Origin of the sequence: Thermaerobacillus caldiproteolyticus, from assembly GCF_015326725.1 — a bacterium.
GTDB classification, from domain to species: Bacteria; Bacillota; Bacilli; order Bacillales; family Anoxybacillaceae; genus Thermaerobacillus; species Thermaerobacillus caldiproteolyticus.
In genome coordinates this window covers 1,776,513-1,802,097 of record NZ_CP064060.1, presented here as the reverse complement: position 1 = coordinate 1,802,097, position 25,585 = coordinate 1,776,513, and the positions used below count along the sequence as shown (strand labels likewise).

Sequence of the window (25,585 nt, the reverse complement as noted above, 5' to 3'; positions counted from 1 at the left end):
GGTGTCCTTTTGAAAATCGCGTTAATCGCACATGATAAGAAGAAAGCCGATATGATTCAATTTGTCACGGCTTACAAAGCTGTATTAGAACAGCATGAACTGTATGCGACAGGAACAACCGGCTTGCGTATTCAAGAAGCGACAGGGCTGCACGTGCATCGTTTTCAATCAGGCCCATTAGGCGGCGATCAAGAAATTGGGGCGATGATTGCACGAAATGAAATGGATATGGTGCTGTTTTTCCGTGATCCGTTAACGGCGCAGCCGCACGAGCCGGATGTCAGCGCGCTCATTCGTCTATGCGATGTATATTCTGTTCCTTTGGCAACCAATATGGGCACGGCCGAAATTTTAATCAAAGGACTGGAGCGCGGCGATTTTGCATGGCGCGATATTATTCATAAAAGACAAGGTGAAACATATGATGAGTGAACGATTGCACATCTTAGCGTTTGGGGCACACCCGGATGATGTCGAAATCGGCATGGGCGGAACGATTGCCAAATATGCAAAAAAAGGTTATCGAATTGGCATTTGTGATTTAACATTAGCTGAATTGTCTTCAAACGGAACGGTAGAGATACGCCAACAAGAAGCAACGAAAGCGGCTGCAATTTTAGGGGTGTCCGTCAGAATCAACCTTGGTCTTCCCGACCGTGGATTGTACCGGACGGAAGACGCGATTCGCCGCATCGTTTCCGTTATTCGAACGTACCGTCCGCAAGTTGTGTTTGCTCCGTATTGGGTCGATCGTCATCCTGATCATGGGCATTGTGGGGCTCTTGTCGAGGAAGCTGTGTTTTCAGCGGGAATTCGTCGTTATGAGTCAGCACAATTGCCAGCTCATCGCGTCAATCATTTATACTACTATATGATTAATGCATGCGAGCGCCCGAATTTTGTCATTGATATTAGTGAAACGATCGATGCGAAACTGGACAGTTTGCGTGCGTACGAAAGCCAATTTACAAAAACAGCTGAATCTGTCGATACTCCATTAACGAACGGGTATATTGAAATGGTTGAGAGCCGGGAACGATTATGGGGAAAAGAGGTTGGTGTCGCCTTTGCCGAAGGATTTATGACGAAAAAACCTATAATCATCTCAAACGATTTGTTAGGAGAGAAGACATGAGATTAAAAATAGGAATTGTTTGTTATCCAACTGTCGGTGGCTCAGGGGTTGTCGCCACAGAATTAGGAAAATTATTAGCAGAGAAAGGGCATGAAATTCATTTCATCTCATCAAGCATGCCGTTTCGCTTGAATAAATTGTATGGAAACATCTATTATCATGAAGTTAGCGTGAATCAATATTCTGTTTTTCAATATCCACCATACGATTTAGCACTAGCGAGCAAAATTGCGGAAGTCGCTAAACGTGAAAAGCTTGATGTGCTGCATGTACACTATGCGATTCCGCATGCCGTTTGTGCTGTGCTTGCACGACAAATGGTCGGCGAGCATTTGAAAATTGTCACGACTCTGCATGGTACGGACATTACGGTTCTTGGATACGATCCATCGTTAAGCGATATGATTAAATTTGGTATTGAACAATCCGACATTGTTACTGCTGTTTCAAATGCTCTTGTCAACCAAACGTACGAACTGCTTGATGTTCAAAAACCGATTCGTACCGTTTATAACTTTGTTGATGAGCGCGTGTACCGTAAAAAAAATGCTGCTCATTTAAAAGAAGAATACGGTATTCGTGAGGATGAGAAAGTGCTCATTCACGTATCCAATTTTCGTCGGGTAAAGCGAGTACCGGATGTCGTTCGCGCTTTTTCGCTCATCCGAAAGCAAATTCCAGCGAAGCTATTGCTTGTCGGTGACGGACCAGAAATGATCGTTGTTTGCCGTTTAGTGAGACAGCTTGGCTTAACAGATGATGTACGCTTTTTAGGAAAACAAGAGAAATTAGAGGAACTGTATTCAATCAGTGACGTAAAATTACTTTTATCAGAGAAGGAAAGTTTTGGGCTTGTGTTGCTGGAAGCGATGGCGTGCGGCGTTCCATGTATTGGTACGAGTATTGGCGGTATTCCGGAAGTGATTGAAGACGGAGAGACAGGATTTCTCTGTGAACTAGGAAATATCGAAGAAGTGGCGGAAAACACGTTGCGAATTTTAATGGACGATCACCTTCATACATACATGGCAGAGCGCGCACTCCGGACCGTTTATGAAAAATTTCATTCCCAACAAATCGTACAACAATATGAAGACATTTATATTTCGCTCGTAAAAGAGGTGAAGGGATGAAAGAACCATTCCAAACAGCGCTTGGCATCATTCGCACATTGCAACAACATGGACATGAAGCATATTTTGTCGGAGGAGCGGTGCGCGATCTATTACTAAACCGGCCGATTGGCGATGTCGATATTGCGACATCTGCATTGCCGGAAGAAGTGATGCGCCTATTTCCGAAAACGATTGCCGTCGGTCTTGAACATGGAACGGTCGCTGTAATACACGAGGGAACGCCGTATGAAGTAACGACGTTTCGCACTGAAGGAAAATACGAAGATTACCGTCGACCTGAATCGGTGACGTTTGTTCGTTCACTTTATGAAGATTTACAGCGTCGCGACTTTACGATGAATGCCATTGCGATGGATGAACATGGACAATTGATTGATCCGTTTCATGGACAAGAAGCGATTTCACAGCGTATTATTCGTACTGTTGGCAATGCGAAGGAACGCTTTTCCGAAGATGCGTTGCGAATGATGCGCGCGCTTCGCTTTGTTAGCCAATTAGGGTTTCAACTTAGCGAGGAAACAAAACAGGCGATCATCGAACACACTTCACTTCTTGCCCATATTTCTGTTGAGCGAATCACGATCGAATTTGAAAAATTAATGGAAGGACCGTTTGCCCAACAAGCTTTTTCCTTGTTAGTGGAAACGCAATTATTTTTGTATTTACCGGGGCTTCGCGCCAAGGAAGCGGAACTTCGAACGCTCATCGATTATGACTGGACAGCTCTTTCTTCGCGTGGACAGCGGTGGGGATTTCTTTGCTACATGCTTCATCTATCGGATGTTCATTCATTTTTACGTGCTTGGAAATTACCAAACCGTCTTATCAAGGAAGTTGAAGCGATTTTACACATTATGAACATAATCCAGTCGTACGCGGATTGGACAAAAGAGCGTTTGTACGAATTCGGGATTGAACATTCCTGCGCAGCGGAAGCGATTCGTTCCCTTATATCTGGGGAATCAATCTTAGAAAATCAGAACCGATTGCAACAGTTATTCGCTTCTTTGCCAATTAAAGAGCGAAAAGAATTAGCGATTAACGGAAAAGATTTAATCGAATGGTACAAGCGTCCGAGCGGACCATGGATTGCGGATATGTTGGCGATGGTAGAGCGGGCTGTTATCAATGGGGTCATCGATAATAAAAAGGAGCAAATAAAGGAGTGGCTCATTCCGTGCAATCAGAAACACGAAAAAAACTGCTAGAGTTATTTTCTGAGGCAAAAGGCGATTTTATTTCCGGACAAAAAATTAGCGAAATTCTTGGCTGTTCACGCACAGCCGTATGGAAGCATATCGAGGATTTGCGCAAAGAAGGGTTTGAATTAGAGGCGGTGCGCCGCCTCGGCTATCGCATTGTGAACACACCGGATAAAGTGACGGCGAATGAAATTCAGCTCGGCTTAAAGACGGAAACGCTTGGGCGATACATTCATTTTGAAGAAGAAGTTACATCGACGCAAACAATTGCGCAAAAATTAGCGTATGAAGGGGCAAAGGAAGGGACGCTTGTTGTGGCCGAACAGCAGATAGCTGGCCGTGGACGTATGGCGCGGAATTGGTTTTCTCCAAAAGGAACAGGGATATGGATGAGCTTAATTTTACGCCCGCCGATTCCGCCGCAAAAAGCTCCTCAGCTGACATTGCTGACAGCTGTTGCGATCGCTCAAGCGATTCAGGACGTTACAGGTCTTGTTCCCGATATTAAATGGCCGAACGATATCTTAATTAACGGGAAAAAATGTGTGGGCATTTTAACCGAATTACAAGCCGAACCAGACCGTATCCATTCTGTTATTATCGGAATGGGGATTAATGTCAATCAAACGGTCGAACAATTTCCGGAAGATATTCGTGCCATCGCTACATCGCTAGCCATTGAAAAAGGAGAAAAAATCAAACGTGCTGAATTAATCCAAGAAATTTTATTCAAAATAGAGATGCTTTATCGTCAATATTTACAACATGGCTTTCGACCAATTAAATTATTATGGGAAGGGTATGCGATTAGCATTGGCAAAGAAATTACCGCTCGAACATTGAGCGGGACGCTTCGTGGAATGGCGCTCGGTATTACGGACGAAGGAGTATTAATGCTCGAAGACGCCGATGGCAACATTCATTATATTCACTCCGCTGATATTCAATTATAAAACATTCGTCTGGAAAAATTATTAAAATTTTGTTAAAATACGAACGGAAGCGGTAAGGATAGCTTCGCGCATTCCGAAAAAGGGCAGTATCTTTGATAAGAACTGCACCGACTTGAAGCGAAAACAGATGGTGAAACAATCTGCCTTGATCCGTTGAAGGACTGGGACAGAGGGATGAACTCAACCGATAGGTGTCTTGTGTCCTTCTTTCTCAAGGTAGAGAAAGAAGGTTTTTTTGTTCGGTGATTCATCTCCTCTGCAACAAAAGAGGAGGGACATAAGATGAAAACAAAAACGGATTTTTTGAAAATGAAACAAAACAATGAGCCGATTGTTATGCTGACAGCGTATGACTTTCCGTCAGCGAAATTAGCTGAAGCAGCGCAGGTCGATATGATTCTTGTCGGAGATTCGCTTGGGATGGTCGTGCTAGGATATGACTCCACCATTCCTGTCACGGTCGAAGATATGATTCATCATACGAAAGCAGTGCGTCGCGGCGCGCCAAATACGTTTATCGTTACGGATATGCCGTTTATGTCTTATCATTTATCAATGGAAGATGCACTCCGTAATGCGCAACGAATCATGCAGCAATCCGGTGCGAATGCGGTAAAAGTAGAGGGGGCCGATCAAGTCGTTGATGTCATCCGTGCGTTGACACAAGCAGGAGTCCCTGTTGTTGCCCATCTCGGACTTACTCCGCAGTCGGTTGGGGTGCTTGGCGGTTATAAAGTACAAGGAAAAGATGCTGACAGCGCCCGTAAATTAATGAATGATGCCAAATTATGTGAGCAAGCTGGAGCCATTGCGCTTGTATTAGAATGTGTCCCAAAACAAATTGCCGCGGAAATAACGAAACAGTTGTCCATTCCGATAATTGGCATCGGGGCGGGAGACGAAGTCGATGGTCAGGTGCTCGTCTATCACGATGTGCTTGGATATGGGGTTGAGCGAATACCGAAATTTGCAAAAATGTACGTCAACGTGCAAGACATTATCACCGAGGCGTTAGCTAATTATGTGGCTGACGTGAAACTGCGACAATTTCCTGAAGCTTCTCATATGTTTACGATGAAAGAAGAAGAGTGGATTGCTTTGTATGGAGGAAGACAACAATGATAGTCATAACTAAAATAAGCGATATGCAGAAAATAATGAACGAATATCGTCTCGAACGAAAAACGATCGGCTTTGTCCCAACGATGGGATATTTGCATGAAGGGCATGCAACGCTGTTACGAGAGGCACGTCGACAAAATGATATTGTTGTATTGAGCGTATTTGTAAATCCGCTTCAATTTGGTCCAAATGAAGATTTTGAACGGTATCCGCGCGATATCAAACGCGATGAACAAATCGCTCAAGAGGCCGGAGTTGATGTGCTTTTTTATCCTGACGTTACTGAAATGTATCCGCGCCCATTAAGCGTGCAAGTTGTCGTTAAAGAACGTGTCGATGTGCTTTGTGGAAAATCGAGACCAGGACATTTTGATGGAGTAGCAACAGTTTTAACGAAATTATTTAATATTGTTATGCCAACTCGTGCGTATTTTGGAATGAAGGACGCTCAACAAGTAGCTGTTGTTGATGGGTTAATTCGTGATTTTCATTTTCCGATTGAATTAATTTCTGTTCCGACTGTTCGTGAAGAAGACGGGCTTGCCAAAAGCTCACGCAATGTCTATTTATCTGATGAAGAACGGAAGGAAGCTCCTGCTTTATACGAAGCATTACAAAAGGCAAAGATAGCGATTGAAAACGGAGAACGCAATCCTGCTGCGATTTGTTCACTCATTGAGGATCATATCAAAACAAACACGCATGCGGTCATTGATTATGTAGAAGTGTATTCATACCCTGACTTGACACCGCTGCAACGGTTGTCGGGTAGGATTATCATTGCGCTTGCAGTACGGTTTACAAATGCACGTCTCATTGATAATATAACACTTGACGTGAATTAATGGATTTATACATTTCATTCATATTATTTTAGGGGGTCCCTTGTATGTTTCGAACATTAATGAATGCAAAAATTCATCGTGCCCGCGTAACCGAAGCGAATTTAAATTATGTTGGAAGCATTACGATTGACGAAGATATTTTAGATGCAGTCGGCATGGTTGCTAATGAAAAAGTGCAAATTGTTAACAATAATAACGGGGCGCGTTTTGAAACATATATTATTCCCGGTGAACGTGGCAGCGGCGTATTTTGCCTAAACGGTGCGGCAGCACGTCTCGTTCAAAAAGATGATATTATTATCGTCATTTCGTACGCGCTTATTCCAGAGGAAAAAATTGCCCAACACCGTCCTAAAATTGCGATTATGGACGAGCAAAATCGCATTCAACAATTAATTGTCGAAGAACCAGCCAACACGATTTTATAAGAAAAGAAGAGGTAGCGCGATGAGCTCTTGAAGCCATGCGTTTTTCACCTAGAGAGGTGCTTGTCACCTTGAAGGGGTTGGTTTGGTGTAACTAGCTTCTAAACTGAACGACGCAGAAAAGCGAGGGCGAACGTGTCTAACGTTTAATGAAAAAGATTCTTTGCCTGCCTTGCTGGTTTGAGATATAAGAGTAACGAAACAATCGTAACGGAGAATGACAAAAGGGGGCTGTTTCTCAAAAGAGAAAGCCCCTTCTATACGTTTTTCTGTGTATTGAGGTGAAACAATGAACGAACGATTTGTTGTCATAGATTTAGAGACAACAGGCAATACACCAAAAAAGGGAGATCGCATTATTCAAATTGGAATGATTGTCATTGAAAATGGACAAATTATCGAACGATTCTCGAGCTTTGTTAACCCAGAACGCGATATCCCGCCATTTATTCAACAATTTACAAATATTGATGAACAAATGGTCAAACATGCTCCCGTATTTGCGGAAGTGGCGCCTAAGCTCGTTGAAACGTTGCAAGAAGCTTATTTTGTTGCCCATAATGTCTCGTTTGATTTAATGTTTCTACAAGAAGAATTAAAAATGGCAGGGCTTCCTTTATTTTCTGGACCGACGATTGACACTGTGGAGTTGGCACGCATTCTTTTTCCCACTTCATCTAGTTATAAATTGAATGAGTTAGCTCAAAAGTTGCAAATCGCTCATACACAACCGCATCAAGCCGATAGCGACGCGGAAGTGACCGCAAAATTATTATTGGCATTGTTTGAACAATTGCGCGCATTGCCGCTTGTAACCTTGCAGCAATTGCAGCGATTATCGCGAGACTTACATAGCGATTTGTCTTCTTTACTTGAAGCGATGGTTATGGAAAAAATGAAATCGTTACATGATGAGCGCTCATATATGTTTTATCGTGGAATCGCGCTGAAAAAACCAACGACTTCAGTGTCAAAACAGCAAACATGGGCTAATGATACGATGTCATTTTCCGGATTTTTGGAAGGGTCCCATACGCTTCCACTCGCGGATTATGAACAGCGAGATGGACAATGGGAAATGATGAAAATTGTTCATGAAGCGCTTGAAACATCGCAACATGCAGTTATCGAAGCAGGAACGGGCATTGGCAAATCCCTCGCGTATTTAATTCCAAGCGTTTTTTTTACCTATGAAAAGCAAAAGCGTGTCGTCATTAGCACCCATACATTGCAGCTGCAACAACAACTAGTCGAGCGTGATATTCCTTTAGTAAGAAAAATCGTTCCGTTTCCGTTTCAAGTCGCTGTATTGAAAGGAAAGCGAAATTACCTTTCCCTTAACAAGTTTATTTCCTTTCTTCACGACGAAAATAAAAATTATGATGTCGTTTTAATGAAGTGTCAGCTTCTTGTATGGTTAACGCAAACGGAGACGGGAGATATGGATGAACTTAATTTGTCATCGGGCGGCCGACTATTTTGGACATCTTTGGAAATGGATGAAGAGAGCAGGGAAGAAAAATACAACTTTTTCATTCGTGCCAAACAAAAAGCGAAAGAAGCGCATCTCATTATTACGAACCATGCTTTTTTATTACAAGATGTAACGGCTTCAACGCCGCTCATTCCCGAGTATGAACACATCGTGATTGATGAAGCCCATCATTTAGAGGAAGTCGCGTCTAATTATTTTGGGCAGCAAGTCGATTATGTGACCGTTCGTTTATTATTAACGCGAATGGGAAAATCACATGAGGATGGCTCACTTTATAAACTCAATCAGTGGTTTAAACAGCAGGGGATAGATGCCGACACGTACTTTGCACGCTGTGATCAAATCATTACGGATCTTGAATTTGAATGTGATGAATTATTTCGCATGATTCGTCGCTATGCCTTAGTACGAAAAACGAATGAAATAACAGGACGGTGTCGCTATCGTTTTCAGCCGGAAAAAGAACATGGTCGTCAGTGGGAAGCCATTCAAGAATTGCTATGGCGTGTGCTTGGCCATACGTCACAGCTTGTGGAGTACACAAATCAATTGTATACCTTTTTTCAACCATTCAATTCGCAGTCAGATCATCATTATTTTACGGATGTTTCTTTATTTGAAAAACTAATCCGATCGTTACACCATCTTCTTGAAGCTGATGATCCGATGGTTGTACGCTGGATTGAAGCAGAGGCAAAAGGGGCTGCGAATGCAACAACGATTTACTCCCAGCCGATCCAATTGGGAGAATTTTTTGCTGACCAATTATTTGCAAAGAAGAAAAGCGTTGTGTTAACTTCAGCGACATTGACGATGAATAACAACTTTACTTACATCATGTCGCGTCTCGGATTAGAAGATTTTTATCCTATTTGTCGCGCCATTCCGTCCCCGTTCTCTTATGAACATCAGGCAAAACTAATGGTTCCTAGCGATGTACCAGCGATTTCCGCTGTTTCCATAGAAGATTATGCCAATGTCGTGGCTGATCATATTTTACAAATTGCTGATAGCACGAACGGAAAAATGCTTGTTTTATTTACATCATATGAACTGTTAAAATTAACGGCCTCGGCTCTGAAAGACAAAAATAAAGATGAAACATTTGTACTTCTTGCCCAAGGAATGCAAGGTGGAAGTGCCGCGAAGCTCACGAAAACGTTTCAACAGTTCGACAAAGCGGTATTATTTGGAACAAGCAATTTTTGGGAAGGCGTTGATTTGCCTAAGGAGCAATTATCGATTGTCATTATTGTGCGTTTACCCTTTGCTCCACCGGATGATCCTGTCATCGAAGCAAAAAGCGAACAAATTCGTGCCAGTGGCGGTAATCCGTTTTATGATTTATCACTGCCACAAGCGGTTATTCGGTTTAAGCAAGGGTTTGGTCGACTCATTCGTACAAGTAAAGATAAAGGTGTTGTCTTTGTGTTTGACCGACGGCTCACTTCTGCTTCGTACGGAAAGTACTTTTTAGCTTCATTGCCGCCCGTTTCCGTTTACGAAGAGCCGCTTGAATCGCTTTTGCAAAAACTTAAAGAGTGGTTGTGATAAATTGGCGCCAAACGACACAATCTATAGCTAGAATTGGCTAACTAGGAGATGGCGCCGTTGAAACTTTTTCTACTCACTTGGTCATTGCTTGCTTCATGGTCATTAGGAATATTTGCTGAGGAGTCATTCGATGAGACGGTAAAGAAAATCGACTTACAGCTTGAGGAAGAGGCGCTTGCCTTTGTTTGCCTTCCGGTGGCCAGCGGGGAGGCAATGCTTGTGAAAAATGCTTCCGGGCAAACGGTGTTGATCAATACAGGAGGAAGAGGGAGCATAAAGCAGATAAAAACATGGTTAGAGAGGCTTCACGTTCGAAAAATTAACAAAATTTTATTGACGAATAATGATAAAGATATTTCTTCTTCTTTTGCATTTTACAAAGAAAAATACGGCGCTCGTGAAGTCATAGCCGGGAAGAATCAAAAAGGGGTTACAACGGTTTGGAAGGAAGGGGAACGCCATCTGCTTTTGCCCAATGTAACAGCAGACGTGCTGAATGTTCATGATGGTGCATTGACATTACGATTTCAATATGGACGTCTTTGCATGTTGTATATGGCGAGTGATCAGCCTGCTGTTGTAAAGAGCCTTATCCATATACCGCTTAAAAATGTTAACATTTTAAAAGTCGCTAATTTCGCGAAACATGATCATTTAAGCACGGCGTTTTTAAAACGCGTTGATCCGCAAGCGGCGATTATTTTTCCTAAACAAGGAATTCATCCAAATGAACATCTTCTAGAAAAGCTTTATCAATTATGGATCGATATTTATCAAATTGACAAAGTAGGGATTATGATGATTAAATGCAATCTCACTCATTATAAAATCATCACTTTTTGAACGAAAACAACCTGCAGCATTAAGGAGATGCTGCAGGTTGTCGGCAGGATCGGCTCGCTTTCATTTTTTTGGAACGGCTGGCTTAGGTGTTTCGGCTTTCGTTTTTCTTTTTCCGGTGTAGGCGGGATAATTTTTTTATGAAATGAAACGGCGAACCTGTTATAATAGTGGGAAGATACAACATAAGGTTGTTGTATTTGTATTGTTGCCTTTGGACCATGCTTATATAAGTAACAAAATTTGTGGCATATAGGGGGAAACTGTGTAATGGAAAGCAAAATAGAAGTATTAGCTACCGTAAAAATCCAGAACTCACCAGACCTATATAAAATCGTGGATTGTTTAAATCGGACATTAAAAAAAGATGATTTAATGTTCGGCTTAGCGTTGGACGAAAAAGATCAAAATCAAGCAATTTTTACGATTTATCGTACATAAGAAGATGTGATGGCGATGAAAAAGTGGGGTATATTGTTTTTCATCTTGTTGTGCGGCGTTATTTGGCAAGCGATAAGCGTCTATCATGCAGCATTGGAGACGAAACAGTCATTGCAATCCAAAGCACTAGAACGTGCTAAGCGTGAGGTCGCATTTACCGATATTGACCGAGTCTATACATATTATGGAGAACAAGCCTATGTTGTTTTTGTTGGCACCGGTCGGAATGGCAAAAAATATATTGTTTGGGTTCCTGAAAAGAAAGGGCATGTAGTCGTGAAACGAGCAGATCGTGGAATAACAGAAAAGGAAGCCGTTTCTAAACTGAAAGAAGAACGCAATCCGAAGCGTCTTATCTCTGTCAAACCCGGTATGGAAAAGGGAGTACCTCTTTGGGAGTTAACATATATTGACGAATATAACCGTTATTCATTTTACTATTTAAGCTTTGAAGACGGTACATTCCTAAAGAGATACAGTTTTCAACAATAATGATTGTAGGGGGAAAGGAATTATGAAATTAGCGAAACGTGTCTCATCACTCACACCTTCGACAACGTTGGCGATTACAGCAAAAGCAAAAGAACTAAAAGCAGCGGGCTACGACGTAATCGGTTTAGGAGCGGGGGAACCTGATTTTAATACGCCGCAACATATTATCGATGCTGCTGTGAAAGCGATGAATGAAGGGCATACGAAATATACGCCATCAGGCGGATTGCCGTCATTAAAAGCGGAAATCATCAAAAAATTTCAAGAGGATCAACAACTTACCTATGAATCATCGGAAATCATTGTTTGTATCGGTGCAAAACATGCGTTATATACATTATTCCAAGTTATTTTAGATGAAGGCGATGAAGTCATTATTCCGACGCCATATTGGGTTAGTTATCCAGAGCAAGTCAAACTCGCTGGCGGTGTACCTGTCTATGTCGAAGGGCGGGAAGAGAACGAATTTAAAATTACTCCAGAGCAGTTAAAAGCCGCGATTACGGAACGGACAAAGGCGCTGATCGTTAACTCGCCAAGCAACCCGACCGGTATGATTTATACGGAAGAAGAGCTAAAGGCACTTGGAGACATTTGCTTACAACATGATATTCTGATTATTTCCGACGAAATATATGAAAAATTGATTTACGGAAATCATCGACATGTATCAATCGCTCAGCTTTCCCCAGAATTAAAAGCACAGACAATTATTATTAACGGTGTGTCCAAGTCCCATTCGATGACAGGATGGCGCATCGGTTATGCAGCAGGGAATAAAGAGATCATTCGGGCGATGACAGACTTAGCAAGTCATAGTACGTCAAACCCGACATCGATCGCGCAATATGCGGCGATTGCTGCTTACAGCGGACCGCAAGAACCAGTTGAAGAGATGCGCCAGGCATTTGAGGAACGTCTCAATATCATTTATGAAAAATTAATTCGAATTCCCGGCTTTACATGCGTAAAACCGCAAGGAGCGTTTTATTTGTTCCCAAATGCTCGTGAAGCGGCAAACATGGCTGGCTACCATACAGTCGATGAATTTGTCGAAGCGCTGTTAGAAGAAGCAAAAGTAGCACTTGTACCGGGTTCCGGCTTCGGTGCTCCGGATAACGTCCGCTTATCTTATGCAACTTCGCTTGAGTTGCTGGAAGAAGCGGTAGAACGAATGAAGCAATTTATGGAACAGAAAATAAATCGCTAAGGATAAAGGGAAGAAGCATCTAACGTAAAAGCTTAAGGTAAAGAATAGCAAAAAGCCCAGAAAGCAGGTACGGCTGCTTTTGGGGTTGAGAACATGAATGTCATATTAAGGATTAGATGCCATTGGATGAGTTTGCACGATAAGCTAATTTTTATTGCTGAAAGCGGTATTGAGAAAATGAAGTGGATAGAAGAAATTTTACCTAGGTAGTCTGATAGGTCGCTGGATCGCGTTTGTTCATGCTCCTACTAAGCGGTAGATGATTGAACTGATAGAAAACTCAGAAAAAAGGTCGGGATTAGTTGAAACTCCCTAATACCGAGCGAAGAATGCGATGTAAGAGGACGGGGGCTAATCCCTGTCCTCTTGTTTATTTGAACATCTTTGCTTTTTAGAGAGAGAAAAACCGTTTCAACAGATTCCTCTGAAAGGTTGTTTCATTTCTTCGAACCCTATTTTATGCTTCGGAAGAGGTTTTTGCCGATTCGTCATGAAAGGTTAGTTGTGCTCATCGGATTGGCTTGAATTTTTTTATTAGAAGAATAAATGGTTTATATTTCCAATGTTTCTTGTACATTCTTGAACATTATTGAGCAGTGGTACTGTCTGTTGGAAATGATACGTTTGTTTCGTCATTTTTCATTATATGCTTTCCTTTTGTTTTCTAATTCCTGATTTGATCTTTTCAAGAAATTCATAGTTGTCAATTTTTTATTTCTTTGCTAAGCAGGGAGTACCGCCGCTTTTCGTTCTTGCTTCATTTTTTGTCGAAAGGTATAATATGAATTATGTACATAGCATAGTTTTGCGATGATTTTTGGAGGGACTTGTACGTGAAGACAACAATTGCAGAAGTAAGCAAATATGTAGGACAAGAAGTAACAATCGGTGCTTGGCTTGCGAATAAGCGTTCAAGCGGAAAAATCGCGTTTTTGCAACTCCGTGATGGTACGGGCTTTATTCAGGGAGTTGTCGAAAAATCGCAAGTGACCGAAGAAGTTTTTAAAATTGCAAAATCGGTTACACAAGAAACATCTTTGTATGTGACGGGAACAGTTCGCGTAGACGAACGTTCTCCATTCGGTTATGAATTATCAGTAACAAACTTGGAAATTATTCATGAAGCGGTTGATTATCCAATTACACCAAAAGAGCACGGCGTTGAATTTTTAATGGATAATCGTCATCTATGGCTTCGCTCGAAGCGGCAACATGCTATTATGAAAATTCGCAATGAAGTAATTCGTGCTACATATGAATTTTTTAACAACAACGGGTTTGTAAAAGTTGACCCGCCAATTTTAACAGGTAGTGCGCCGGAAGGGACAACAGAATTATTCCACACAAAATACTTCGATGAAGATGCGTACCTTTCCCAAAGCGGCCAGCTTTATATGGAAGCAGCGGCAATGGCGCTTGGTAAAGTATTTTCGTTCGGTCCAACGTTCCGTGCGGAAAAATCAAAAACGCGCCGTCACTTAATCGAGTTTTGGATGATCGAGCCGGAAATGGCGTTTTATGAGTTTGAAGACAACTTGAAAGTACAGGAAGAGTATGTATCACATATTGTTCAATCTGTTTTGCAAAATTGCCAGCTTGAATTGAAAACGCTTGGACGTGATACATCTAAGCTCGAGCTTGTAAAACCGCCATTCCCGCGCATCACATACGATGAAGCGATCAAGCTCCTTCACGAAAAAGGTTTTGATGACATTCAGTGGGGAGATGATTTCGGTGCTCCGCATGAAACGGCCATTGCTGAAAGTTTCGACAAACCGGTATTCATTACTCACTATCCGACGACATTAAAGCCGTTTTATATGCAGCCGGATCCAAACCGCCCTGAAGTTGTCTTATGTGCGGACTTAATCGCTCCGGAAGGCTATGGAGAAATTATTGGCGGTTCTGAACGCATTCATGACTACGATTTGTTAAAACAGCGATTAGAAGAACATAACCTGCCGCTCGAAGCATATAAATGGTATTTGGAATTACGTCAATACGGTTCAGTTCCACATTCTGGATTCGGTCTGGGATTAGAGCGGACAATTGCTTGGATTTGCGGAGTGGAACACGTCCGTGAAACGATCCCGTTCCCTCGTTTGTTAAATCGCCTTTACCCATAAGAAAATCCCCCATGTAGGGGGTTTTTTTATCGGTTTATGTTATACTATATTTGAGGTGTATTCCTATGGATAAAGGAAAAATAGCGGAATGGCTTGCGCAAGGAAGTGTTGCAATTCCCAAGTTGCTGTTACAGCATTATAAACAGCTCGGTTTGTCTGAAGTGGAATTTATGGCGCTATTACATATGCATTCATTTATGCAAGAGGGGATATGGTTTCCAACCCCTGCCGAATTGGCAGAACGAATGACCTTAACACCGGCACAATGTATGGAAACATTACGAAAGTTATTGCAAAAAGGATTTATCTCAATCGAAGAGCAAGTAGATGAGCAAGCGGTCCGCAGTGAAACGTATTCGCTCAAGCCACTATGGGAAAAACTTGTTCATTATTTGCTTGCGCAGTCGCTTACAGAGGAGAAAAAAGAGCGGCAAGAAGAAGAACAAAGTTTATATACCATATTTGAACAAGAGTTTGGCCGACCGCTTTCTCCGTTTGAATGTGAAACATTAGCGATGTGGATGGACGAAGATGGGCACGATCCTGTCATTATTAAGGCGGCGCTGCGAGAAGCGGTGTTATCAGGAAAGTTAAATTTCCGTTATATTGACCGTATTTTATTTGAATGGAAAAAGAACGGCATTCGCACGATTGAGCAAGCGCAAAATTACGGAAAAAAATTTCGCAAACATCAACAAACGACGAAAACAACGCAACCGCCACAGAGCGAGTATAAACAAACGATTCCATTTTACAATTGGCTAGAATCGTAAGCGAGAGGCGATGTCTCTCGTTTTTCTATGCGAAAAGGAAGGAGGAAGAGGTTTGCTTACCAAGCAACAAATTCGTTATTGTTTGGATAAAATGGGAGAGATGTTTCCTGATGCCCATTGCGAATTAGTGCATAAGAACCCGTTCGAATTGTTAATTGCTGTTGTATTATCAGCGCAATGTACGGATGCGTTGGTCAATAAAGTAACGAAACATTTATTTGAGAAATACAAAACACCTGAGGATTATTTGGCTGTTCCGCTTGAGGAATTGCAACAAGATATTCGCTCAATCGGCCTATATCGAAACAAGGCAAAAAATATTCAAAAATTATGTGCGATCTTGTTAGAAAACTATAACGGGGAAGTTCCAAACGATCGCGATGAACTGATGAAGTTACCGGGGGTCGGACGAAAGACAGCGAACGTTGTAGTATCCGTGGCTTTTGGAGTTCCGGCGATTGCCGTTGATACGCATGTCGAACGGGTTAGTAAGCGGCTTGGCTTTTGTCGCTGGAAAGACTCCGTGCTTGAAGTTGAGGAGACGTTAATGCGCAAAATTCCAAAAGAAGAATGGTCGATCACGCATCATCGTATGATTTTTTTCGGCCGTTACCATTGTAAAGCGCAAGCTCCCCAATGTGACCGCTGTCCGCTGTTTGACTTATGTCGAGAAGGAAAAAAACGAATGCGGCAGCGAGGTGAGAGTCGTGCGCGTGCCAAATGAGTTTGTTCATCCGTTATTTTTTGAAGGAAACGAAATAATCGAAGAAGAACCGGACGTTCCGTTTCCGATGATGATGAAGCAGACTTATTTTTACTACGATCTTATCGCGACAAACGACAGCGTATGGAAACCATGGGAACATAGTGAACAGTCGATTCCTGCTGTATTAGAGTTGTGGAAAGAAGAAGAAACCGTTTTACAACAATGTTTTGCCAAGCGCGATCGCAAAGCAGCACGCGAACCGATGCGCCGGGCTTTATCGTATTTGATGGTTTGCCTTTTTTGGCTAAATGGGACGAGAACGAAAAATGTGAATCATTGGGAACAAGAAGTGAGTAAATTACCGCTTAAGCCGATCAACTGTGTTGAGCGCCTACAGTTCGTTTTCGAACGTTATGATGTATACCATTCCTTTGTTCAACTTAGTGAACTGTTTGCCGAAGTAATGAAATTATTTTACAAACAAATAGCGATGATGAAAAAAGGGATGTCTCATTAATGAGACATCCCTTTTTATCTAACGATTGGGATTGGCTGCCGGTACATCGTCGGGCCGCTGTAGCGGATTAGTTTGGTTTGTGTTTGTTCCAGTATTATTGTTGTTTGTTGAGTTATTGCCGGTACCGCCACCATTGCCGCCATTTTGCGGTGGAGGAGTTGTTGGATTGGTTGCCGGCGGTGTTGGTGTCGTGTTATTGCCGGAATCTCCATTATTGTTATTTTCTCCGCTGTTCCCATTATTTGTACCGTTATTTCCACTGTTATTGTTATTTTCGTTTCCATTTGGCTGTTGGCCGTTATTTCCATTTTCGTCGGAAGGTGATGTTTGTCCTTGGTTATCGCCATTTTGTTCGTTTTGTTCCCCGCCTGGTACTTGGACGGTTGTTGATGCTGGTTCACTTCGGTTTTCTTCCTCTTTATTGATGACATATACTTCAAATGTATACACAGCACCTGGAGTCGGATTATTGACCGTCAATGATGACTCATTCGTTGTCACAACATTTGACTCGCCTTTGTCATTTTTTATGTGTACTTCAAAGGATCCATTTTCTAATTGACCACCATATTTCCATGAAACAGTAATAGTGTTTGTCACTGGATCGTATACCCCTTGTAAATTTGTCACTGGGGATAACGGTTCCGGACGGTCTTCAGCCACTTCCGTCGGTTGAGTTCCTCTCACAAAGCATTCATACACAATTTCGCTTTCTGGCGTGTATTTACCAGCAAGTTTCGGTGGGTTGGACCCTTTTTTAATCGGCAGTTTAACGACACTCTTTGGCATTTTAAAGTCGCCGCTACCGTCATCAACATGGGCGATCACTTTTTTGAATAGAAGGCGTGGAATTTTTTGCTCATATGTTGACAAGTACGCCTCACTGCTTCGTTTGCTGAATCCGGTCCATACCGCCGCCGTGTAATTTGGTGTATAGCCGACAAACCAGCTATCTGGTACGGCTCCGTCTGGCAGACCGTATTTGCGAATCGTGTCATCATCGTAGTTTGTCGTTCCTGTCTTTCCAGCGATATGCAAGCCCGGAACATTGGCAAGGGTACCCGTACCATATTGAACAACCGATTTTAGCATATCGGTAATCATGTACGCCGTATAATCTTTCATTGCTACTTTTGGTTTTGGTGTTAAATCCATTTCCGTATCATCCGGAAAGACGATTTTTGTTACCGCATGTGGCTTAATATACACCCCGTTATTGCCAAAGGCGCTGTATGCACCGGCCATTTGCAATGGAGATACACCTTTTCCAAGGCCACCGATCGCATACGATTCATAAATCTCATCAAATCCCATGCCGAGCTTATTGGCAAATTGCTTCGCTCGCTCTTTTCCGACCGCTTGAAGCGCTTTTAAGGCTGGAATGTTACGCGACTTGGCTAACGCCATTCTCATCGTCATCGGACCTTCGTAAGTCCCATTCCAGTTTTTAATCGGCGTTCCGTCGGAATACGCATACGGTTCGTCAACAAGCTGATGAGCAGTCGACCATTTTAAATACTCGACAGCTGGACCATAGTCAAGAATCGGCTTAATCGTGGAACCCGGCTGCCCTACTCGCTGGATGGCATAGTTAAAGCCGAATGCTACATTATTTTTGTTTCGTCCGCCACCAAGCGCGCGAATTTCGCCCGTTTTTGTATCAATAAGCGCAATTGCTGATTGCAAGTTTTCTTTATTTGTAAACAAATCGTTTGAATTTAATAAATCGTCAACGTAATTTTGTGCATCTGGATCTAGGGTTGTGTAAATTTTTAGCCCATCTTCATACACGTTGACATTTGCTTGGTCGGTTACTTCCTTAATTACTTCCTCGATAAATGAATCGTACGGAACAGAGTTAGAGTTAGAATTCTTATGTTTTTTCTTGTCCACTAGCATCGATTGAATCGGCACTTTTTTTGCTTTTTCTGCTTCTTCTTTTGTAATAAAGCCGTGTTTTGCCATTAACGATAGGACCACATCGCGTCGTTTTTTCGCTGCTTCTGGGTATTCATATGGGTTATAGTTATTTGGACTTTGCGGCATTCCAGCAAGTAGCGCTGCTTCTGGAAGCGTTAAGTCTTTTAAATCTGTTTTTCCAAAGTAAAATTCTGCCGCTTTGGCAACACCGTATACGTTATTAGAGTAATAAACTTTATTTAAATACATCTCTAAGATTTCATGTTTTGAATACTTTTGTTCAAGGCGAAGAGCTAGCCATAATTCTTGTGCTTTGCGCTTTAGTGTTTTTTCGGATGATAGGAAGGTTAGCTTTACTACTTGTTGAGTGATCGTACTTCCTCCCTCAGCTCCGAATCCATCTTTCAAGTTAGCGACAACCGCGCCGCCTAGACGAATCAAATCGAACCCATGGTGCTGATAAAAGCGGACATCTTCTGTCGCTAATACAGCATCTTCCAGTACTTTCGGGATATCTTTATAAGAAACATACGTTCGTTTTTGACCTTGTGCACCTAACTCTGCAATCTTATGACCGTTCATATCATAAATGGTTGATGATAACGGGTCTTTAATTTTTGCTTCGTCAAGCGGTGGAGCGTCTTTCACAAAGTAAGCAAATGTGGCAATCCCGCCCACCATTCCAATCATCATAAACAATAACAACGTAATCATCAATTTCTTAAAAAACGATGTCGTTTTTCGTTTCTTTGCCTTTTTTTGTTGCACTTGTTTTGTTGCTTTTTTCCGTTCTACACGAGAACGATAGTCACCAGACATAAGCAAATCCTACCTTTCTAATAGTTGTAAGAAAGTGTATCTGTTTCTCTTGTTTCTTGCTTTTTTGTAGAGACAAGAAACATTTTTTAGAAGTAGATTTTTTCTACTACTTTAATATAATCAATTCGTGGTTGATAGCCAAGTGAAATGTAATGACCATATTGTTCGATCTCTTGTTTTGTCATTGATTTTCTTCCCCCATTTTTTTGTCGTTCCCAAAAAGTTAGTAAATGATTGGCATCAAGAAGATATATCTCATTAAGGGTAGTAAATCGTAAAATAACAAAACAAATTGCACCGTGTTCGAGAACTTGTTTCATATGGTAAATTTGGTGCTCGTGAAAATTTTGCAAAGGAAATGATGTTTTATTCCTTGTTTCTTTTGCTTCAAAATCGATATATTTGCCGCGATATACGCCGTTATAGTCGGTCGTTGACGCTTGTTTAAAATACGCTTCTTTAATGACGGCTGCGCTTCGTTTCGGATAGTCAACGCGAACAATTTGAATCGGGGTTGGTTTTTTATGAATAATGGCGATGCCATGTTCCCGATAGTACTCATTTGTTGCGTTTAAATCTTCTTCTAGCGACATTCCACGATTCCCGTAGTTCGGTTGAAAATGGTGGACTAACTCGCTTTCCTGTTTGGTTTTATACGTTTTGCCGCCCGGATATTTAAACGTCATTGGCCTCATCTCCTTTGAATGCCTTTTATTATACCACAGGAAATGGAGAAGCGGGTGTATAATGAATGTTTTGACGATTTCCCCCTTTACATATTTACGTCGGCCAACTCGTTTCTTGACCGTTCCTGGGACGAATGAACCATGTCGAAATCACACGAAAAAGTGAGGAGAACCACTTTCTTTGCCGAAATCGTTCTAGTTTTGTCATGTGTGAAGGGAGCAGGAAATCATTAGCGAATCTTTTATAAGCAAAAGGTGGATGGGAGGAGATCCAATGGAAAAACGGTGGGTTAAAAAAGAAGATGTGGAAAAACAATTGTATGAAATTGTTCAACTTATGCAACAAGTCGATAAAAAAATTGGAAACGTCATTGAAGGAATGATTCATGAGCAATATGAGCAAAGTCAAACTAAAATAGAGAAGTTGGAGCTGCACCTTGAAAACATAGAAAACCGAGTAAGCGATGAGAGCGAAAAAGTGGAGGAATTTCAACAACAGTTACCGCTTCCTACAAGTGTTTCCTCGAAGCTGAATTTTGTGTAATCCGTAGCGGCTTTCTCGCACATGATTGATTCGTTTTGTATACTAAAGAAGACGAAACAATGTTGAGAGGAAGTCGTGTTTATGCACAAGCAGTTAGAGGAATTAACAAAGCAATTACAAAACTATAATGACGAGATTTTACAGATTGCTGAACAAACCCGTCATCATCATGAATCCCCTGATTTTTTTGGAACAGTCAAGCCGTTTGTTGACGAGGTAAAACAAGTCGTTGACGAATGGAAACGTACAGCGCTTGCTTGGATTCAGTCAGCACGGCCAAAATATGTTTATCCTCAGCAAATCGAAACAACGGGAGAAAATATTGAGAAAATTGCTATTGAAGCGTTTTACCCAAACGCGAAAATCAGTCGAATTAAGCAATTTCATCAATCGATCGAATATACGCTTTTGCTTGTATGTGAACGCTTAAAGGAAAACGAATAGCAATTGATAGGACATCATTTTTATTGTAGATAGGCGAGACCACTTCCGCTTTGACATGTACAGGTATGGTCCGATGAAAGTGGGAGATGGCTCGTTTGTTTGTGGCCGTGTTCGAACATATGTGATGCAATCGAAATATCTTGCAAATGTTGAGTGACAAAAAAGCTGTTTAAATTTACAATCATGTTGTTTGAAAACTTCGGCTATATTGTTTCATTAAAAAAGGGCCAGATTGTTAAGGAACATTTTTTCAATGTAACCGGAATATAGCATGAAAATGGGGAAGGTTTTCATGTAAACAAACGGGACAGGACAGTGGTAATAATATAACAAGAGATTTTTAACACAGATAATACTAGAAATCCAAAAAGGTAAATAACCTTTTTGGATTTCCGAATTATTAATGCTCGTTTTTGTCCTCTTTGAATTTTTTTATCACTTCTATAATATTCATTTCACCAAGGTTTCCTTCCTTACGCTTTCTTATGGATAAGGACTCTTTCTCCACCTCTTTATCACCAATTATAATCATATAAGGAACCTTTTGTATTTCAGCCTCTCTAATCTTTAATCCAATTTTCTCAACTCTGTCATCGATTTCAACTCGAAATCCAGCAGATTCTAATTGTAATTTAATTTGGTTGGCGTAAGATAAATGAGAATCAGAAATAGGCAAGATCTTTGCTTGCAATGGAGCCAGCCAAAAGGGGAAATCACCTGCAAAATGTTCAATTAAAATTGCCATAAACCGTTCGATAGAACCATAAATCGCTCTATGAATAATAATCGGGCGATGAGGTTTATTATCTTCGCCTATATAATTACAGTTAAACTTTTCAGGCATTTGAAAATCAAGCTGAACTGTCCCACACTGCCAACTTCGTCCGAGTGAATCTAGAATGTGGAAATCAATCTTTGGACCATAGAAAGCACCATCACCTTGATTGATTTGATAATGTAATCCTTTTTTCTTTAATACTGATTCCAGAGCTAATTCTGCCTTTTCCCATATTTCAACTGAACCCATAAAATTTTCTGGGCGAGTAGAAAGTTCAATCTTATAACTAAAGCCAAATTCAGAGTAGAACTCATCAATTAAATCCAATACTTTATCAATTTCAGATTCAATTTGCTCTTCTCTAACAAACAAATGTGCATCGTCTTGAGTAAAAGAGCGAACCCGTAAAAGCCCATTTAAAGATCCTGAAAGTTCGTGACGATGAACTAGGCCAAGTTCTGCAAAACGAATAGGAAGTTCTCGATAACTTCGTCGCTTACTATTAAAAATTAATACAGCACCTGGACAATTCATTGGTTTAATGGCGTAATTTTGTTCGTCGACATTTGAAAAATACATATTTTCGTGATAATGTTGCCAATGACCGGATTGTTCCCACAGCTCTTGTTTCATCATAATGGGTGTTTTTATTTCTTGATAACCAGCTTTTTGATGCTTTTTTTTCCACATATTTTCAAGTTCATTTCGAATGACCATCCCTTTTGGTAAGAAAAAAGGCATTCCAGGTGCTTCTTCCATTGACATAAACAACTCTAGTTGTTGACCTAATTTTCGGTGATTTCGTCTTTCTGCTTCCATTTTAATTGACATTTTTTATTCCTCCTAATTTTTAAAATATAAATAAAAACCGCACCCATCCCAAAAATAAGGGACGAGTGCGGTCGTGGTTCCACCCTAATTCCGTAACATACCGAAAGTGTACATTACGCTCAAAAAGATAACGGTTTTCCCGATTATGGATACTCAGGTTTATCCTTTCCCCATAATAGCTCCAAGGTGGTAAATCAATCTCTTTTCTTCAGGGCTTTCAGCCGATGACCCTGTTCTCTGGTAAGAAAATAAAGATTGATTCGTGTCCTTTTCTTAGCTTTTATAAAATATAATATTTGGTATATTTAGTAAATATTTTTTATGAATTATAAGGTAGGAATTCTTAAAAGTCAAGTATCTAAATGAACATCTTGGTTTATATTTAACTAACGGGCGTGATAGTTGAATAACAGAAGATTTGTTACTGCTGCTTAAAACCAATTTAAGTATTCATCTAAAATGAAATAATTATTTTTTGAATATCGTTCGGAATCGAACGGTGTTATGCGTGTTTAGAGTATTAAAATGAACCAACTTTATTGTAAGTGAACAGCAAAGATGGCACTTTGAGAGCGGAAGGAGATAAGGGGATAGGAAAAAAGGGGGTTGTCATGTAGCAACTTCACCCACCATGTGCCCGCGCTATCCTTGCGCTGTGTGTCAGCGTGTCGAGTCCAACGTGCAAGTTTTTCGTATTCAGGGCTGGGACAGTCCCAAGACCTTGCTCAGTTTTCCTTCAGTGGATGACCTAGAAATCTCCCGCTTTCAAGCGAAGAGAAAGTGGGAGTGATTCAAAGGTTTTTTTCTACTTTCGCGGACACGGGCCCATTTTGTTCGGTGGCTACGTTCCCGATTTCATACTCGACTCGCTCTGTATGTTTTGGAGGGACATTTTCGCCACGCTTTGGTTTTTGGTGGTCATGACCTTTTAATTTATGCTGAAAATGAACGCCTCTACTCATTTTGAACACCTCCCTTGTTCATTAATTTGTGATGAAAGAACGAGAAATATGCAAAAAGCCGAGAGGAAAGCGTTCCTCTCGGTTATAGTTCGATATATTCGTTGTTAAAATCTGGCTTACAGGCACCTGCCTTTTCCAGTTCACGAGCAATATCGCGATACTCAGCAATAGTGATTTCCCCGCGTAAATAAACTTGGCGTGCAAAATCAAGCAATTCATTCATATCGGTTGGTTCGTAATTTTTGGATGCGATAAATTTATGTTTAAACTCTGCTATGTTCATCGCACTCTCCCCCTTTGCGATTTCTTTACTACATAGTACCATAAACGGTTATGATTCATGTAAATTCAAAAAATTAAAACTTCCGACAATTCATGACATGTCCGTTTTCACTTTTTTGATTCATGACACATATACTAATGGTAGCTTAGAAAGTGGGGGAAGATGTTATGTACCGGTATCCTCATTCGTTTCCAACACCAAATTCTTCCTATTCACCATATCATGCTGCATTATATCAGCCATATCCATATTCCCAAGTGGCTCATCATTGGCCGGCTGGGCAACAAGTGTCACAAATGTCGCCTTATCCGACTCCCTATCCGACACCAAGCCCGGTTTTAAAGCCTCCGGCACCGGCTCTTCAGTCCATTATGTCGCAATTTAAAACTTCCGAAGGGACATATGATATTAATAAAATGATGAACACGATGGGACAAATGATTAATACGGTTAATCAAGTAGGCGGAATGCTGAAAGGATTAGTCAATACGTTTAAAGGATAATGATGGAATCCTCCACCAACATATGTGGAGGATTAATTTTTTAAAATAGTAACTCATACACCTCATTTAATTGATAAACGCGCTCAAAATCTCGCTCGTCCATTGCATATTTGATTTCATGTGGCAAAATGCGATCGAGAAAAGCGATTTCTTCCCTCGACAAGTCGCGGACAAACTCTTCTTCACTTGTATATGGCTTTGCGAGTAATTTTTTATAAATGTGACGAGGGATATTCGTGTGATAATCAGTATAATTGGATAAAATTTCGCGCAAATAGGCTAATGTTTTTTCCATTACGATTCGTCCCCTTGGAAAAATGCTTCGAATGTCTTGCTGACACGTTGTGCCCCTTCGGCATACGGATTTTCTTCGGTGGCTTGTTGCGGATCAAGGTTTGTTTCAATGACTAATTTTGGCTCATGGGACGGTTCTGCAATGATGCGATCATTCAGCTGCTTAAAATCCGGTAGCGTTTTCTTCATGTTTTTTGGCACCTCCTACAAGTAGAGTGGGTCAACTATTAAGAAAGTATGTATGGCTAATTGAAAACGATTAATGGATATAAAAATGACATATGCTAATTAAAGAAGATCCATTTTTACACTAAGAGGTGAAACACGATGACAAATCGAAATGACAATCGCAGACCAAAACACAAATATCCAAATGATCAAGAAAAAGAGTGGGATATTCAAAAAGATCCCACACCAGAGGAAAACGCAAAATACGGAAGCAAGTCCCACAAAAATTCATAACACAAAGAAGATGAGAAGCGACCTCATCTTCTTTGAAGATTGTAGAACATTTGTCTTTGAGGAAGATAGGTGGCGACATTTCACCGT

The 25,585-nt window shown here is 41.1% G+C and carries 28 protein-coding genes and 1 other annotated feature; of the genes, 21 read left to right on the top strand and 7 right to left on the bottom strand.

Annotation, left to right across the window (positions count from 1 at the left end):
- Positions 1-9 precede the first annotated feature (9 nt).
- The 17 genes from mgsA to ISX45_RS08805 all read left to right on the top strand — a co-directional run bounded on the left by mgsA (position 10) and on the right by ISX45_RS08805 (position 16,972).
- Positions 10-432 (top strand): methylglyoxal synthase, encoded by a 423-nt coding sequence (gene mgsA, locus ISX45_RS08885; RefSeq protein ID WP_181555920.1) that lies wholly within the window; start codon positions 10-12, stop codon positions 430-432.
- Positions 425-1,135: a bacillithiol biosynthesis deacetylase BshB1 gene (gene bshB1 / locus ISX45_RS08880; RefSeq protein WP_194520666.1), complete on the top strand. Its 711-nt coding sequence runs from the start codon at positions 425-427 to the stop codon at positions 1,133-1,135. Before mgsA ends, bshB1 begins: the two co-directional genes overlap by 8 nt.
- On the top strand, positions 1,132-2,268 hold the full coding sequence (bshA, locus tag ISX45_RS08875; protein ID WP_181555922.1) for an N-acetyl-alpha-D-glucosaminyl L-malate synthase BshA: 1,137 nt from the start codon (positions 1,132-1,134) through the stop codon (positions 2,266-2,268). The genes bshB1 and bshA overlap by 4 nt, the downstream gene beginning before the upstream one ends.
- Positions 2,265-3,479 (top strand): CCA tRNA nucleotidyltransferase, encoded by a 1,215-nt coding sequence (locus ISX45_RS08870; RefSeq protein WP_194520544.1) that lies wholly within the window; start codon positions 2,265-2,267, stop codon positions 3,477-3,479. The genes bshA and ISX45_RS08870 overlap by 4 nt, the downstream gene beginning before the upstream one ends.
- Positions 3,437-4,426: a biotin--[acetyl-CoA-carboxylase] ligase gene (locus tag ISX45_RS08865; RefSeq protein ID WP_194520543.1), complete on the top strand. Its 990-nt coding sequence runs from the start codon at positions 3,437-3,439 to the stop codon at positions 4,424-4,426. The genes ISX45_RS08870 and ISX45_RS08865 overlap by 43 nt, the downstream gene beginning before the upstream one ends.
- A 282-nt stretch (positions 4,427-4,708) precedes the next feature.
- Positions 4,709-5,548, top strand: a complete 840-nt coding sequence (panB, locus tag ISX45_RS08860; RefSeq protein ID WP_181555925.1) for a 3-methyl-2-oxobutanoate hydroxymethyltransferase — start codon at positions 4,709-4,711, stop codon at positions 5,546-5,548.
- Positions 5,545-6,393 carry a pantoate--beta-alanine ligase gene (panC, locus tag ISX45_RS08855; RefSeq protein ID WP_194520542.1) on the top strand — a complete coding sequence of 283 codons (849 nt, stop codon included), beginning with the start codon at positions 5,545-5,547 and terminating at the stop codon, positions 6,391-6,393. Before panB ends, panC begins: the two co-directional genes overlap by 4 nt.
- Before the next feature lie 44 nt (positions 6,394-6,437).
- Positions 6,438-6,821: an aspartate 1-decarboxylase gene (gene panD, locus ISX45_RS08850; protein WP_181555927.1), complete on the top strand. Its 384-nt coding sequence runs from the start codon at positions 6,438-6,440 to the stop codon at positions 6,819-6,821.
- A gap of 286 nt (positions 6,822-7,107) precedes the next feature.
- Positions 7,108-9,864 (top strand): ATP-dependent DNA helicase DinG, encoded by a 2,757-nt coding sequence (gene dinG, locus ISX45_RS08845; protein ID WP_194520541.1) that lies wholly within the window; start codon positions 7,108-7,110, stop codon positions 9,862-9,864.
- 60 nt (positions 9,865-9,924) lie between these two features.
- Positions 9,925-10,710, top strand: coding sequence for a ComEC/Rec2 family competence protein (locus ISX45_RS08840; protein ID WP_181555929.1), 786 nt, complete (start codon positions 9,925-9,927; stop codon positions 10,708-10,710).
- A gap of 267 nt (positions 10,711-10,977) precedes the next feature.
- Positions 10,978-11,148, top strand: coding sequence for a YpmA family protein (locus tag ISX45_RS08835; RefSeq protein ID WP_181555930.1), 171 nt, complete (start codon positions 10,978-10,980; stop codon positions 11,146-11,148).
- Positions 11,149-11,163: 15 nt separating this feature from the next.
- Positions 11,164-11,640 carry a cell wall elongation regulator TseB-like domain-containing protein gene (locus tag ISX45_RS08830; protein ID WP_194520540.1) on the top strand — a complete coding sequence of 159 codons (477 nt, stop codon included), beginning with the start codon at positions 11,164-11,166 and terminating at the stop codon, positions 11,638-11,640.
- A gap of 22 nt (positions 11,641-11,662) precedes the next feature.
- The gene (locus ISX45_RS08825) at positions 11,663-12,850 is read left to right on the top strand and encodes a pyridoxal phosphate-dependent aminotransferase (protein WP_194520539.1); all 1,188 of its coding nucleotides are present in this window, start codon (positions 11,663-11,665) and stop codon (positions 12,848-12,850) included.
- An 833-nt stretch (positions 12,851-13,683) separates the two neighbouring features.
- Entirely contained in the window at positions 13,684-14,976 is a 1,293-nt protein-coding gene (asnS, locus tag ISX45_RS08820; protein WP_181555933.1) for an asparagine--tRNA ligase, read from the top strand.
- A gap of 65 nt (positions 14,977-15,041) precedes the next feature.
- Positions 15,042-15,749 (top strand): DnaD domain-containing protein, encoded by a 708-nt coding sequence (locus ISX45_RS08815; protein WP_181555934.1) that lies wholly within the window; start codon positions 15,042-15,044, stop codon positions 15,747-15,749.
- Positions 15,750-15,801: 52 nt separating this feature from the next.
- Positions 15,802-16,473: an endonuclease III gene (nth, locus tag ISX45_RS08810; protein WP_181555935.1), complete on the top strand. Its 672-nt coding sequence runs from the start codon at positions 15,802-15,804 to the stop codon at positions 16,471-16,473.
- Positions 16,457-16,972: a YpoC family protein gene (locus ISX45_RS08805; RefSeq protein ID WP_181555936.1), complete on the top strand. Its 516-nt coding sequence runs from the start codon at positions 16,457-16,459 to the stop codon at positions 16,970-16,972. Before nth ends, ISX45_RS08805 begins: the two co-directional genes overlap by 17 nt.
- Before the next feature lie 18 nt (positions 16,973-16,990).
- Here ISX45_RS08805 and ISX45_RS08800 read toward each other — a convergent pair whose 3' ends face one another.
- Positions 16,991-19,711 (bottom strand): PBP1A family penicillin-binding protein, encoded by a 2,721-nt coding sequence (locus ISX45_RS08800; RefSeq protein ID WP_194520538.1) that lies wholly within the window; start codon positions 19,709-19,711, stop codon positions 16,991-16,993.
- Between the two features lie 86 nt (positions 19,712-19,797).
- Positions 19,798-20,397 carry a Holliday junction resolvase RecU gene (recU, locus tag ISX45_RS08795; protein WP_194520537.1) on the bottom strand — a complete coding sequence of 200 codons (600 nt, stop codon included), beginning with the start codon at positions 20,395-20,397 and terminating at the stop codon, positions 19,798-19,800.
- Between the two features lie 274 nt (positions 20,398-20,671).
- Here recU and ISX45_RS08790 point away from each other — a divergent pair, with 274 nt between their 5' ends.
- Both ISX45_RS08790 and ISX45_RS08785 read left to right on the top strand, forming a co-directional pair.
- Positions 20,672-20,941, top strand: a complete 270-nt coding sequence (locus ISX45_RS08790; protein WP_194520536.1) for a hypothetical protein — start codon at positions 20,672-20,674, stop codon at positions 20,939-20,941.
- An 81-nt stretch (positions 20,942-21,022) separates the two neighbouring features.
- Positions 21,023-21,385: a YppE family protein gene (locus ISX45_RS08785; RefSeq protein WP_194520535.1), complete on the top strand. Its 363-nt coding sequence runs from the start codon at positions 21,023-21,025 to the stop codon at positions 21,383-21,385.
- A gap of 400 nt (positions 21,386-21,785) precedes the next feature.
- Here the strand turns inward: ISX45_RS08785 and thrS are convergent, their stop codons facing one another.
- From thrS to ISX45_RS08770, 3 genes are all read right to left on the bottom strand, one after another.
- Positions 21,786-22,994 (bottom strand): threonine--tRNA ligase, encoded by a 1,209-nt coding sequence (gene thrS / locus ISX45_RS08780; RefSeq protein WP_228485682.1) that lies wholly within the window; start codon positions 22,992-22,994, stop codon positions 21,786-21,788.
- A gap of 54 nt (positions 22,995-23,048) precedes the next feature.
- Positions 23,049-23,278: a binding site (T-box leader), on the bottom strand.
- Between the two features lie 507 nt (positions 23,279-23,785).
- A complete protein-coding gene (locus ISX45_RS08775; protein ID WP_194520534.1) occupies positions 23,786-23,956 on the bottom strand; it encodes a hypothetical protein in 171 nt (56 codons plus the stop codon).
- An 82-nt stretch (positions 23,957-24,038) separates the two neighbouring features.
- Entirely contained in the window at positions 24,039-24,239 is a 201-nt protein-coding gene (locus ISX45_RS08770) for a YppF family protein (RefSeq protein ID WP_181555942.1), read from the bottom strand.
- 167 nt (positions 24,240-24,406) lie between these two features.
- Between ISX45_RS08770 and ISX45_RS08765 the strand changes: the two genes are divergently transcribed.
- Positions 24,407-24,742 (top strand): YppG family protein, encoded by a 336-nt coding sequence (locus tag ISX45_RS08765; RefSeq protein WP_181555943.1) that lies wholly within the window; start codon positions 24,407-24,409, stop codon positions 24,740-24,742.
- Positions 24,743-24,782: 40 nt separating this feature from the next.
- Here the strand turns inward: ISX45_RS08765 and ISX45_RS08760 are convergent, their stop codons facing one another.
- Both ISX45_RS08760 and ISX45_RS08755 read right to left on the bottom strand, forming a co-directional pair.
- A complete protein-coding gene (locus tag ISX45_RS08760; RefSeq protein WP_194520533.1) occupies positions 24,783-25,037 on the bottom strand; it encodes a sigma-G-dependent sporulation-specific acid-soluble spore protein CsgA in 255 nt (84 codons plus the stop codon).
- On the bottom strand, positions 25,037-25,225 hold the full coding sequence (locus ISX45_RS08755) for a hypothetical protein (protein ID WP_181555945.1): 189 nt from the start codon (positions 25,223-25,225) through the stop codon (positions 25,037-25,039). The genes ISX45_RS08760 and ISX45_RS08755 overlap by 1 nt, the downstream gene beginning before the upstream one ends.
- 138 nt (positions 25,226-25,363) lie before the next feature.
- Between ISX45_RS08755 and ISX45_RS19925 the strand changes: the two genes are divergently transcribed.
- Positions 25,364-25,498: a hypothetical protein gene (locus ISX45_RS19925; protein WP_258561040.1), complete on the top strand. Its 135-nt coding sequence runs from the start codon at positions 25,364-25,366 to the stop codon at positions 25,496-25,498.
- Positions 25,499-25,585: the final 87 nt, after the last annotated feature.